We start from the raw sequence: 12,654 nt of genomic DNA, 5'->3' as shown, positions 1-12,654 counted from the left end.
CCCGTGCGCCGCCTACGCGGTCAGCTTCGCCAGGGCCGCGTCGATGCGAGCCAGCGACTTCTCCTTGCCCAGGATCTCCAGGGACTCGAAGAGGGGCAGGCCGACCGTGCGGCCGGTGACGGCGACGCGGACCGGGGCCTGCGCCTTGCCCAGCTTCAGGCCGTGCGCCTCGCCGGCGGCCAGCACGGCCTCCTTGAGGGACTCGGCGGAGGCCCAGTCGGCGGCCTCAAGCTTCTCGCGGGCCGTCGCGAGGAGGGCGTCCGAGCCCTCCTTCATCGCCTTCGCCCAGGACGCCTCGTCGACGGCCGGCTCCGGCAGGAACAGGAAGTCGACGTTGTCGGTGATCTCGGAGAGCACCTTCAGGCGGGTCTGTGCGTGCGGGGCGATCGCGTCCCACTTGGCCGGGTCGAAGTCCTCCGGCGCCCAGGGCGCGAAGGGGGCCTTCAGCCAGGGGGCGCAGCGCTCGGCGAACTCCTTGACGTCCAGCAGGCGGATGTGGTCCGCGTTGATGGCCTCGGCCTTCTTGAGGTCGAAGCGCGCCGGGTTGGGGTTCACGTCCGCGACGTCGAAGGCGGCGACCATCTCCTCGACGGTGAAGATGTCGCGGTCCGCCGAGAGCGACCAGCCGAGGAGGGACAGGTAGTTCAGCAGGCCCTCCGGGAGGAAGCCGCGCTCCCGGTAGAGGTTCAGCGAGGACTCGGGGTCGCGCTTGGAGAGCTTCTTGTTGCCCTCGCCCATGACATAGGGGAGGTGGCCGAAGGCCGGGGTCTCCTTGGCGATGCCCAGCTCGGTGAGCGCCTTGTAGAGGGCGATCTGGCGGGGGGTGGAGGAGAGCAGGTCCTCGCCGCGCAGGACGTGGGTGATCTCCATCAGGGCGTCGTCGACGGGGTTGACGAGCGTGTAGAGCGGGGCGCCGTTGGCCCGGACGATGCCGTAGTCCGGCACGTTCTCCGGGAGGTAGGTGATCTCGCCGCGGACCAGGTCCGTGAAGGTGATCGGCTCGTCGGGCATGCGGAAGCGGACGATGGGCGTGCGGCCCTCCGCCTCGTACACGCTCTTCTGCTCGGCGCTCAGGTCACGGCAGTGGCCGTCGTAGCCGGACGGCTTGCCGGCGGCGCGGGCCGCGTCGCGGCGGGCGTCCAGCTCGGCGGTCGAGCAGTAGCAGTGGTAGGCGCGGCCGGCGTCCAGCAGCTTCTGGGCGACGTCCTTGTAGAGGTCCATGCGCTGCGACTGGCGGTAGGGCGCGTGGGGGCCGCCGATCTCGGGGCCCTCGTCCCAGTCGAAGCCCAGCCAGCGCAGCGAGTCCAGGAGCTGCTCGTACGACTCCTCGGAGTCGCGGGCCGCGTCGGTGTCCTCGATGCGGAAGACGAACGTGCCGCCGGTGTGGCGGGCGTACGCCCAGTTGAAGAGGGCCGTGCGGACCAGGCCCACGTGGGGGTTGCCGGTCGGGGAGGGACAGAAACGTACTCGGACGGCGGGGTCGGATGCGCTAGCCACGCTTGACAACCTTGTTGGTGAGAGTGCCGATGCCTTCGATGGTGACGGCGACCTCGTCGCCGGCACTGAGGGGGCCGACCCCGGCGGGGGTGCCCGTGAGGATGACGTCGCCGGGGAGCAGCGTCATGGCCTCGGTGATGTTGACGATCAGATCCTCGATGGAGTGGATCATCTCGCTGGTGCGGCCCAGTTGGCGCTGCTGGCCGTTGACCGTGCACTGGATGGTGAGGTCGGACGGGTCGAGGTCCGTCTCCACCCAGGGGCCCAGCGGGCAGGAGGAGTCGAAGCCCTTGGCCCTGGCCCACTGCTTCTCGCGGCGCTGGATGTCGCGCGCGGTGACGTCGTTGGCGCACGTGTAGCCGAGGATGACGTCCTTGACGCGTTCGCGCGGGACCTCGCGGCACATCCGGCCGATGACCACGGCCAGCTCGGCCTCGTGGTGCACCTCCTCGGAGAAGGAGGGGTACGCGATGTCGTCGCCGGAGCCGACCACCGAGGTGGAGGGCTTGAAGAAGGCGAACGGGGCGTCGGGCGCCTCGCCGCCCATCTCCTTGGCGTGGTCCGCGTAGTTGCGGCCGAAGGCCACGACCTTGTTCGGGAGTACGGGCGGCAGGAGGCGGACCTTGCTCAGCGGGACCTTGGTCCCGGAGAGCTCGAAGTCGGCGAACGGGATGCCCTTGATGATGTCGAGCACGAGGCCGTCGGTCGATCCAGGAGGGCTCTCGCCCTCGACCGCACCGAACGCGACGTTGCCGTCGATGGAGAACCTGGCGATGCGCACGGTGTCCTTGCGCCCCTCACTGAGCTGGCCGGAGTCTGATGCTCCAGGCTAACGCGGCAAGGGGCGGCGGCCTCGCGCATTACGGGCCGGGGCCGTGCCGGACAGGTGCCTACTCGGTGACGCCGGCCGCGACCGGGACGTCCATCAGGATCGTGCGGCGCGGGTTGGCGGTCTGTGCGGGGAGCTCGACGGCGTGCCCCTCCCGCTCCGGCGTACGCAGTTCCTCGGCGTCTTCGAGGTGCGCCAGGGTGGTGCGTCGCGGGTTGGCTATGTTGAGGAAGGTCATCGTCGTCTTCATCTGGGGTCGCGGGCCCTGTTCCTTGGAGGCGCCGGCGGGTCCGGGGACCGTCGCGTAGGCGCGGGTTGTCGGATTTGCCATCCCTGTAAAGCGTCAGGCTAAACATTCGGTTCCCTGTCGAAGCCGTGAAGACGCCGTGATCGTCATGTGAGTTTCCTCACTTACCGCCAGGCATATAGGGCAATCCGGACTCCCAGCCACAAGGCATTAAACGGACATTGCGTCAGGGAAGACATCATTCCGCTCCTGATCATGGCGACTGGGACACCACCCGCCCACGAAGGTCTCGTCCCCATGTGTCCGAAATGGATGAGGTCACTTTCTACGTCTCGTGACGCTGCCCTCACAACGCGTCACGGAGGTCACAGCATGACCCATGGGCCTTGTTGGAGATCCGGCACTGTGCTGGAATTCCTCGGACCGCCGCAGGAACGACCCGGCGCGCAGGGGCGCAACGCAGCGCCGAGTGGCGGCGGGAAAGGGGAACCTGCGCCGGTCACTCACGACCACCACTGGGAGTGCTTTCAGGGCACTCCCAAGACGCCGACACCGTCCCGTCCGTTCACGCGGAGGGGGCGCCTGGTCCAGAGGTTGCGACGCTAGTGCAGGGACGTTTCAAGAGGGATGGCAGCGCTTCGGCGGAGCCGGAGCCGCAAGGCGGGACTGGCCCCAGGGCAGTCGGCTCCTCGCCCCAGCACGCCCAGAACCCGGGACCGGCGCAGGCCGGCAACGGCGGTGACCGCTCCGCGCGGCCCGGTGCGCCCAAGGGCGCCCAGGGCAAGGGCGGTCCGACCGCGGCGAACGGTGCTCCCGGCACCCCGGCCGCCGCGCCGCCGAAGCCGAAGGCGAAGGGCCCCACCGGCCCCGGCTCGCGTGTGGCGCTGCGCAACTGGCGCATCTCCACGCGTCTGGTCTCGCTGCTCGCGCTGCCCGTGGTCGCGGCCACCTCGCTGGGCGCGCTGCGCATCAGCGACACGATGGACGAGATCCAGCAGCTCGAGAACATGAAGCTGCTGACCGACATGACGAAGCAGGCGACCGAGCTCGCCGCGGCGCTCCAGACGGAGCGCGACAAGTCGGCCGGTCCGCTCGCCAACGGCACCAAGGCCAGCGACGTCACCATCAAGGGCCTCCGCGACAAGACCGACCGTGCGCGTGCCAACTTCCTGGAAGGCACCCACGAGCTCGACGACGCGGACAGCAACGAGAACCTCGACGGTGTCCGCGACAACGTGGTGGCCATCGCCACCCAGCTGAACACCCTCAACAAGGTCCGCAACAACGCCTTCCAGGACGAGGACAACTCGTCCCAGTCGGTCGAGGCGTACCACCGCCTCATCGAGCAGCTGCTCGGTCTCTCCCAGGACATGGCCGAGGCGACCAGCAACCCGGAGATGATCCAGCGCACCCGCGCCCTGGCGGCGTTCTCCACCGCCAAGGAGTACGCGTCCGTCCAGCGCGCGATCATCGCCGCGGCTCTGCCCGCCACGGACAAGACGTTCGGTGCACTCTCCCCGAACGACCGGCAGTACGGCCTCTCCGCCTTCGAGAACCAGAAGTTCGAACTCACGAGCTTCGCCAACATCTACGAGGGCGACGCCGACCAGCTCACCAAGCCGCTCGACGAGCCGAGCCCGACCATCAAGGACGCCGACGGTTACCTGTCGCGCGTGCTGCAGCGCAACAACGGTCTGCAGCTGCAGGCCAAGCGCTCCTACCTGGACTGGGTGGACGCCGACTCCTCCAAGATCCAGGAGATGTCGAAGATCGAGCTGACGCTCCTCAACCAGATGGAGCAGAAGGCCCGCGAGCTGCGCAACGACGCCGAGCAGGAAGCGATCTTCTCCGGTGCGCTGATCCTGCTGGTGCTCGGTGTCTCGCTGGTCGGCGCCTTCGTGGTGGCCCGCTCGATGATCCGCTCGCTGCGCCGCCTCCAGGACACCGCGACGAAGGTCGCCCAGGACCGTCTGCCCGAGCTGGTCAAGCAGCTCTCCGAGTCCGACCCGCAGGACGTCGACACGTCCGTCGAGTCGGTCGGTGTGCACTCCAGGGACGAGATCGGCCAGGTGGCCGCGGCCTTCGACGACGTGCACCGCGAGGCTGTGCGACTCGCCGCCGAGCAGGCCCTCCTGCGAGGCAACGTCAACGCGATGTTCACCAACCTCTCGCGCCGTTCACAGGGCCTCATCCAGCGTCAGCTCTCGCTCATCTCCGAACTGGAGTCCCGCGAGGCCGACCCGGACCAGCTGTCCTCCCTGTTCAAGCTCGACCACCTCGCGACCCGCATGCGCCGTAACGGCGAGAACCTCCTGGTCCTCGCCGGTGAGGAGCCCGGCCGCCGCTGGACCCGCCCGGTCCCGCTGGTCGACGTGCTCCGCGCCGCCGCGTCCGAGGTGGAGCAGTACGAACGCATCGAACTCTCCTCGGTGCCCACCACCGAGGTCGCCGGCCGCGTGGTCAACGACCTCGTGCACCTGCTCGCCGAGCTGCTGGAGAACGCCACGTCGTTCTCCTCCCCGCAGACCAAGGTCAAGGTGACCGGTCACGCGCTGCCCGACGGCCGCGTACTGATCGAGATCCACGACACCGGCATCGGCCTCTCGCCCGAGGACCTCGCGGCGATCAACGAGCGGCTCGCCTCGCCGCCCACCGTGGACGTCTCGGTCTCGCGCCGCATGGGTCTGTTCGTGGTCGGCCGGCTGTCGCAGAGGCACGGCATCCGCATCCAGCTCCGCCCGTCCGACTCCGGTGGTACGACCGCGCTGGTCATGCTCCCGGTCGACGTCGCCCAGGGCGGCAAGAAGGTTCCGGGCAGCAAGCAGGGCCAGGGTGCTCCGCCCGTCGGCGGTCCGGCGGCGGCGCAGGCCGCGGCCGGTGTCGCGGCGGCCCGCCGCGGCGGCGCGGGCAGCGGCCCCGCCCTCGGCCAGGGCGGTCAGGGCGGCGGCAACGGCGGCGGGCTGAACCCCCCGCCGCAGCGTGGCCAGGTCGGGGCGGGTTCCGCGCCGCGGGCCGCACTGCCGAGGCCCGAGGCGGGCGGCCGTCCGGGCGGCCCCGGTGCGCCGGGCGGCAACCGCAACCAGCAGCCCCAGCAGTCCCAGCAGCAGCCCCCGTACCCCCCGCAGGGCAGGCCGGCTCCCGCGGGCGCCGGTGCCCAGCAGAGCTTCAACGGCTTCGGGAACAACTCCGGCGGCCAGCAGGACCTGTTCGGCGGCAACCGCCAGGACACCATGGGCGGCAACCGCGGCCCCGGTTCCCAGCAGCCCCAGCAGCGGTCGGCCGGCAACGGCGAGCAGGGCCGTCGCCCCCAGCAGCAGTCTCCGCAGCTGCCGCCCCGCGGCGGTCCGCGCGCCGAGCTGCCGGGCGGCAACCCGCAGCCGCGGGTGCCGAGCTGGAGCGACGACAACGCGCAGCCGCCGGTACCGCGTTCCGCGCACGACGCCCCGCGCGGCCACGAGGAGCCGGACGTCACCTCGCAGATGCCGAGGATCGACGACCGGCATGCCGGGCCCGCCTCCACCGCCGAGTTCCAGCGGCCCGACTACGACGCCCCGCGTCCCGGCGGAAACGCGCCGCACGGCAACGGCCCGTCGCAGGACAACGGACAGTTCGTCCGCACGGACGTGTTCGGTGCGCCGAACCACTCCGGCGCGGGTCACAACCCCCAGGCGGGCGGCCAGTACAACCGCCAGGACCCGGCGCAGTACGCCCCGAACGGCTACGACACCGGAACCGGCGCCAACGGTCAGTACGGTGCGCCGGCCCAGCAGGACACCGGGCAGTTCCCGGCGCAGGGCTACGGCGAGCGGCAGGACAACGGAACCGGGCAGTACGAGCGGCCCGCGAACGGCAACCGTCCCTCGCAGCAGCGCCCGCAGCCGCGCCGCCGTCCCACGCTTCCCCCGCAGCCGGACAACGGGGGCGCGAACCAGCGGCCCGACGAACTCCGGGCGTCGAACGACGGCTGGGAACTGCCGCCGGCGACGAGTCCCGGCGACGGACGTACACCCCTGTACGACACCCTGGAAACCAACTGGTTCAACCAGGCTCAGGGCGGCGACGGCGCCCAGAGCGAGCACACACCGCAGCAGCCCGCACAGGCTCCCGCGGCCCCGCAGCGTCCGGCGACCGCCGGCGCTTCCGCCTCCTCCTGGCGGACCACTCCCAATGACGAACTCGGCCGTCAGGCCGAGCGGGTACGCCAGCCCACCGCGGGTGGCGTGACCGTCTCGGGTCTGCCGCGCCGGGTCCCCCGCGCGAACCTTGTCGCGGGAACGGCTCAGCAGCAGCAACAGCACCAAACCGGTCCGCAGGTCTCGCGTGCGCCCGATGACGTACGCGGACGGCTGACCAATCTTCGCAGGGGCATTCAGCAGGGGCGCCAGGCCGGTACCGGCCAGACCGGCAGCTTCCCCAGCCCCACTCACCAGCAGGAGCGTTAGTTGAGCCAGATGAGCCAGGCGGCACAGAACCTCAACTGGTTGATCACCAACTTCGTTGACAACACCCCCGGGGTGTCCCACACCGTCGTCGTTTCCGCCGACGGACTCCTTCTGGCGATGTCCGAGGGCTTCCCGCGCGACCGCGCCGACCAGCTCGCGGCCGTCGCCTCCGGACTCACGTCCCTGACCGCCGGTGCCTCACGCATCTTCGAGGGCGGCACAGTGGCCCAGACGGTCGTCGAGATGGAACGGGGTTTCCTCTTCCTGATGTCCATCTCGGACGGGTCCTCCCTCGCTGTCCTGTCCCACCCGGACTGCGACATCGGCCTCGTCGGCTACGAGATGGCTCTGCTGGTGGACCGTGCGGGCGCAGTGCTCACACCGGATCTGCGGGCAGAGCTCCAGGGCAGCCTGCTCCACTAGCAAGGTTCTACCGAATGTAGAAAAAACCGTCCGGCCGCCCTCCCCCCACCGGCCCCGTCAGACGGCACGACTGACCGACTTGCTGTCCCGCCCGGAGGATCCATGACCCCGCCCACCGCTTCTCATGATCCGTACGCTCATTCGTACGAGGATGAGGGCGACCAGCCGCTGGTACGTCCGTACGCGATGACCGGCGGCCGGACCCGGCCGCGCTACCAGCTCGCCATAGAGGCACTGATCAGCACCACGGCCGATCCGGCAGCGCTCATGGGGCTGCTCCCCGAGCACCAGCGGATCTGCCACCTCTGCCGTGAAGTCAAGTCGGTGGCCGAGGTCTCGGCTCTGCTCTCCATGCCCCTGGGCGTGGCACGGATTCTTGTCGCGGACCTCGCGGAAGCCGGACTCGTCGCGATCCACCAGCCCGGTGGCGACGAGAGCAATGGTGGCGCCCCGGCCGTGACACTGCTCGAAAGGGTGCTCAGTGGACTTCGCAAGCTCTGACGGAGGGCGGGCGACCACCTCCGCGAAGATCGTAGTGGCGGGTGGTTTCGGCGTCGGCAAGACCACGTTCGTGGGTGCCGTCTCCGAGATCAACCCGCTGCGCACCGAGGCCGTGATGACGTCCGCGAGCGCCGGCATCGACGACCTCACCCACACCGGAGACAAGACCACCACCACGGTGGCCATGGACTTCGGCCGTATCACCCTGGACCAGGACCTGATCCTGTACCTCTTCGGTACACCGGGTCAGGACCGCTTCTGGTTCATGTGGGACGACCTGGTGCGCGGCGCGATCGGCGCCGTGGTGCTGGTCGACACCCGCCGCCTGGCCGACTGCTTCCCGGCGGTCGACTACTTCGAGAACAGCGGACTGCCGTTCGTCATCGCCCTCAACGGCTTCGACGGGCATCAGCCCTACACTCCCGAAGAGGTTCGCGAGGCTCTGCAGATCGGGCCCGACGCCCCGATCATCACGACGGACGCCCGCCATCGTTCGGACGCCAAGAGTGCTCTGATCACGCTCGTCGAGCACGCCTTGATGGCGCGCCTGCGGTAGGGGGCGCCCGGAGAATGGCGCTCCTGGAGGCTCGGCACCCAAGTCGGCAACGCCGTACAGAAGTTGTCGTAGACGCATTGGAGCCGGCTGTGTCGTTTGACACGGTCGGCCTCGGTGTTCATAACGTTTCGACAGAGATATCGAGTGGTGCCGCCACGCGACGCGGTCGCCTGATGCCGCTGTGCTCACAAAAGCCCCGCCTTTTGGCGGGGCTCGTTCTTTATGTTCCGTTTTATTCGCGACTCACCTCACCCGGAATCTTTGGTTCCGAGTGTTTGGACGTGCACACACTGACGTGCTGGAATGCCAGAACTGCCCAGTAGTAAGGGCCGGAAGACACACGCGGCACGACGAAGGTGCCGAGCCGAGAGGTTGTTGGTCGAGTGAGGCGAAGCAAGAACGGTCCCGAGCCGTCGGCACGGGGCAACTTCACCCCGCCGCCGCGCGGAGCGGCACCCGCACATGTGCCCGGCTCGGAGCCGACGGCCCCACCCCCCTCCGGCGGGGGCCGTCTTTCTCCGCGTAACTGGCGCGTACCGACCAGACTGAATGCCATCCTGCTCATACCCGTGGTCGTCGGCCTCGTCATGGGCGGCTTCCAGGTGAAGAGCTCGATCGACACCTGGCGGGAGGCCGAGGACGCGGAGAACACCGCGCGCCTGGTCCGCGCCGCCCTGACCTACGGCGACAAGCTGTACTCCGAGCGCGACATCACGGCCGCCCCCCTGCTGGAGGGCAAGGGCGAGAAGGACGCGACCGTCGTCAAGGCCCGCCGTGAGACCGACGCCGCGGCCGTCGCCTTCAACGAGGCCGCCAAGAACATGCCGGCCAAGGCCGGACTCGAACGCCGGCTCGGAATCTTCCGTGAGCAGGAACCCAAGCTCACCGCCCTGCGCGCCGCCGCGTACACCTCCAAGCTCAAGGGCGTGGAGACCGAAGAGGGTTACGTCGAGATCCAGCACCCGCTGATGGAGTTCGCCAACGAACTCGGTCTGGGCACCGGAAACATCACCAGCTACGGCCGTACGGTCTACGCGATCTCCCTCTCCAAGGCCGCTCTCTCGCTCCAGCGCTCCATCGGCACCCATCTGCTGATCAAGCCGGGGCCCTCCGAGGAGAGCCTGGCCAAGCAGCGCGTCGCCCTCACCTCGTACGCCTACCTCGAAGGCATCGCCGTCGAGGAGTACATCGGCGGTGGTACGGAGAGCGACGCCGCCAAGCTGGAGCAGGCCAAGAAGCGGATCCAGACCGAGGGCGCGGCGCAGGCCAAGGAGGCCGCGGAGGCCGCCGCGGCCCGTGGGCAGACGTATGTCCCGCCGCCGTCCGGCGACACCGCCATGGTCAGCGGTATCGGCACCCTCGCGACGACCGACGCCAGTGCCCGGGTGGCGCTCGCCGACAAGGGCATCACCGCCCAGAACTGGTGGGCGGTCAACACCGCCAAGTACAACGCCTACCGCACCATCGAGGCGGACCTCGGCGACAAGGCCGTGTCCGAGGCCTCGACCATCGCCTCCGACGCCAAGCGTGACGCCTTCATCACCGGTGCCGCGGTCGTCATCGCCCTGCTCGCCGCCTTCATCCTGGCCGGCATGGTGGCCCGCCAGATGAGCCGCTCGATGCGCCAGCTGCGCAACGCTGCCTTCGGCGTGGCCGAGCAGCGCCTGCCGATGCTGGTCGACCAGCTCTCGCGCACCGACCCGGGCCGGGTGGACACCCGTGTCCAGCCCATCCCGATCAACACCACGGACGAGATCGGCGAGGTCGCCCGCGCCTTCGACCAGGTCCACCGCGAGGCCGTCCGGCTCGCCGCCGAGCAGGCGCTCCTGCGGGGCAACATCAACGCGATCTTCACCAACCTGTCGCGCCGCAACCAGTCCCTGATCGAGGGCCAGCTGACCCTCATCACCGACCTGGAGAACAACGAGGCCGATCCGGACCAGCTGGAGAACCTCTTCCGCCTGGACCACCTCGCGACCCGTATGCGCCGCAACGGCGAGAACCTCCTGGTCCTCGCCGGCGAGGAGCCGGGCCGCCGCTGGGACCAGCCGGTCCCGCTGGTCGACGTGCTGCGTGCCGCCTCCTCCGAGGTGGAGCAGTACGAGCGCATCGAGCTGTCCGGTGTGCCGGAGGCCGAGATCCACGGCCGTGCCGTCACCGACCTCGTGCACCTGCTCGCCGAGCTGCTGGAGAACGCCACCACGTTCTCGTCCCCGCAGACCAAGGTCCGCGTCACCGCGACCCGGCTGCCGGACGGCCGCATCATGGTCGAGATCCACGACAAGGGCATCGGCCTCACCGCCGAGGACTTCGCGGACATCAACCACAAGCTGGCCAACCCGCCGACCGTGGACGCCGCGATCTCGCAGCGCATGGGCCTGTTCGTGGTCGGCCGGCTGTCCGACCGGCACGGCATCCGCGTCCAGCTGCGCCCCTCGGGCGAGCAGGCCGGCACGACCTCGCTCGTCATGCTCCCCGACGCCATCACCCACGGTGGCGGCGGCGACTACCAGGTGCAGCGCGACGACTTCACGGTCTCGCAGATCATCCCGGGGCCCGAGCAGCAGCAGCCGTCGCCCTTCGGGGGCGAGGAGTTCCAGAGCGCCCAGCCTGCCCTGCGCACGGCCGCCGAACTGGGCTTCGACGACAGCCGCTACAACCCCGAGGTCCCGGACGACATACGTGAGCTGGACCCGGTGGGCCGCTCCCTCATGCGGGAGGAGCGCCGCGCGGCGCTGGAGGCCCAGACGCACGACCCCGAGGCCGAGGCTCCGTCCTTCCAGGGCGAGTTCGACCCGCAGCAGGCCTACGAGAACGGCGGCCAGGGGTACGAGAACGGGCAGCCCGCGTTCGACGACACGGCGGCGGCATACACCGAGACGCCCGCGTACACCGACGCTCCCGCCTACGACCAGCAGACGTCGTACGAGGGACAGCAGCAGACGTCGTACGACGAGACGTACTTCCCGCAGGCCGGCGGCTATCAGGAAGGTGCCTACGCGGAGCCGGGCCAGGGCGGGCAGCAGCCGGACCCGGCCGCAGGGCAGGAGGCGTTCCCGCCCTTCCAGGAGCAGCCCTACCAGGACGACTGGCCGGAGCAGGACGCGTACACGAACGGCTTCCCCGCCGAGTACGCTCCCCAGGCCGAGTCCGCGCAGACCGCTGAGGCGGCCGGGCCGGACAGCGTAGGCTTCGATGCTCCGGGACCGGTTTCCTCCGGCGCCCCCGAGCTCACCGACGCCGGGCTTCCGCGCCGCGGAACCACCGACGCCGGACTTCCCCGCCGCGGAGCCACCGCGGTCGGCAAGCAGTCCGCGGGCCAGGAGTCACCGGCACCCTTCGCGAACAACGACAGCAACGGCGGCGGCAGCAACGGCACCGGCGGCAAGGGCGACTGGCGGTCGAACAACGACCAGATGTGGCACCGGGCCGAAGCGCTGAAGCAGCCCAAGGCGGGCGGGGTCACCTCCTCCGGCCTGCCGCGGCGGGTACCCAAGGCCAATCTGGTCGAGGGCACCGCGGAATCGACCCCACAGGGCGGCCCCCAGGTCTCCCGCGCTCCCGAGGACGTCCGGGGCAGGCTGAGCAACCTGCGTCGCGGCGTGCAGCGGGGCCGAGATGCAAGCAGTGAAACGAACGGTCAGGCCTCCAGGAACCAGCATGGTGGTCCTGACAGCACCTACAACCAGGAGCGTTAGTGTGAGCCCGATGAGCCAGGCGGCACAGAACCTGAACTGGTTGATCACCAACTTCGTGGACAACACCCCCGGGGTGTCCCACACCGTGGTGGTCTCCGCCGACGGACTCCTTCTGGCGATGTCCGACGGTTTCCCGCGTGACCGTGCCGACCAGCTGGCGGCCGTCGCGTCGGGCCTGACCTCACTCACCGCGGGCGCGTCCCGCATCTTCGAAGGCGGGCAGGTGAATCAGACGGTTGTGGAGATGGAGCGGGGATTCCTCTTCCTCATGTCCATTTCCGACGGTTCCTCGCTCGCGGTTCTCGCACATCCGGAAGCGGACATCGGTCTCGTTGGGTACGAGATGGCCCTTCTGGTCGATCGTGCCGGTACGGTCCTCACGCCGGATCTGCGTGCCGAGCTTCAGGGGAGCCTTCTCAACTAGCAGACAAGCGATGCGTTTTGGCGTCCCGTGGCCGTAA

Annotated in this window: 9 protein-coding genes; 6 read left to right on the top strand and 3 right to left on the bottom strand. The window is 69.6% G+C overall.

Features of this window, described 5'->3' with window-relative positions; all coding sequences use genetic code 11:
* Positions 1-12: 12 nt before the first annotated feature.
* The 3 genes from gltX to K3769_RS17935 all read right to left on the bottom strand — a co-directional run bounded on the left by gltX (position 13) and on the right by K3769_RS17935 (position 2,576).
* A complete protein-coding gene (gene gltX / locus K3769_RS17945) occupies positions 13-1,497 on the bottom strand; it encodes a glutamate--tRNA ligase (protein WP_267027423.1) in 1,485 nt (494 codons plus the stop codon).
* Positions 1,490-2,278: a fumarylacetoacetate hydrolase family protein gene (locus tag K3769_RS17940; protein ID WP_267027422.1), complete on the bottom strand. Its 789-nt coding sequence runs from the start codon at positions 2,276-2,278 to the stop codon at positions 1,490-1,492. Before K3769_RS17940 ends, gltX begins: the two co-directional genes overlap by 8 nt.
* Positions 2,279-2,387: 109 nt before the next feature.
* The gene (locus K3769_RS17935) at positions 2,388-2,576 is read right to left on the bottom strand and encodes a hypothetical protein (RefSeq protein ID WP_189775466.1); all 189 of its coding nucleotides are present in this window, start codon (positions 2,574-2,576) and stop codon (positions 2,388-2,390) included.
* A 602-nt stretch (positions 2,577-3,178) separates the two neighbouring features.
* Between K3769_RS17935 and K3769_RS17930 the strand changes: the two genes are divergently transcribed.
* The 6 genes from K3769_RS17930 to K3769_RS17905 all read left to right on the top strand — a co-directional run bounded on the left by K3769_RS17930 (position 3,179) and on the right by K3769_RS17905 (position 12,617).
* Entirely contained in the window at positions 3,179-7,015 is a 3,837-nt protein-coding gene (locus K3769_RS17930; RefSeq protein WP_267027421.1) for a sensor histidine kinase, read from the top strand.
* A gap of 9 nt (positions 7,016-7,024) precedes the next feature.
* The gene (locus K3769_RS17925) at positions 7,025-7,438 is read left to right on the top strand and encodes a roadblock/LC7 domain-containing protein (protein ID WP_055520031.1); all 414 of its coding nucleotides are present in this window, start codon (positions 7,025-7,027) and stop codon (positions 7,436-7,438) included.
* A 102-nt stretch (positions 7,439-7,540) separates the two neighbouring features.
* The gene (locus K3769_RS17920; protein ID WP_055520025.1) at positions 7,541-7,939 is read left to right on the top strand and encodes a DUF742 domain-containing protein; all 399 of its coding nucleotides are present in this window, start codon (positions 7,541-7,543) and stop codon (positions 7,937-7,939) included.
* The gene (locus K3769_RS17915; protein WP_055520027.1) at positions 7,920-8,495 is read left to right on the top strand and encodes a GTP-binding protein; all 576 of its coding nucleotides are present in this window, start codon (positions 7,920-7,922) and stop codon (positions 8,493-8,495) included. Before K3769_RS17920 ends, K3769_RS17915 begins: the two co-directional genes overlap by 20 nt.
* Before the next feature lie 383 nt (positions 8,496-8,878).
* Positions 8,879-12,193: a sensor histidine kinase gene (locus K3769_RS17910; RefSeq protein WP_267027420.1), complete on the top strand. Its 3,315-nt coding sequence runs from the start codon at positions 8,879-8,881 to the stop codon at positions 12,191-12,193.
* 10 nt (positions 12,194-12,203) lie between these two features.
* Positions 12,204-12,617, top strand: a complete 414-nt coding sequence (locus tag K3769_RS17905) for a roadblock/LC7 domain-containing protein (RefSeq protein WP_267027419.1) — start codon at positions 12,204-12,206, stop codon at positions 12,615-12,617.
* The last annotated feature ends 37 nt before the right edge of the window (positions 12,618-12,654 follow it).

It is taken from the genome of Streptomyces ortus (assembly GCF_026341275.1).
In the GTDB taxonomy this organism is placed as follows: Bacteria; Actinomycetota; Actinomycetes; order Streptomycetales; family Streptomycetaceae; genus Streptomyces; species Streptomyces ortus.
This window is presented reverse-complemented; position numbering and strand designations above follow the sequence as displayed.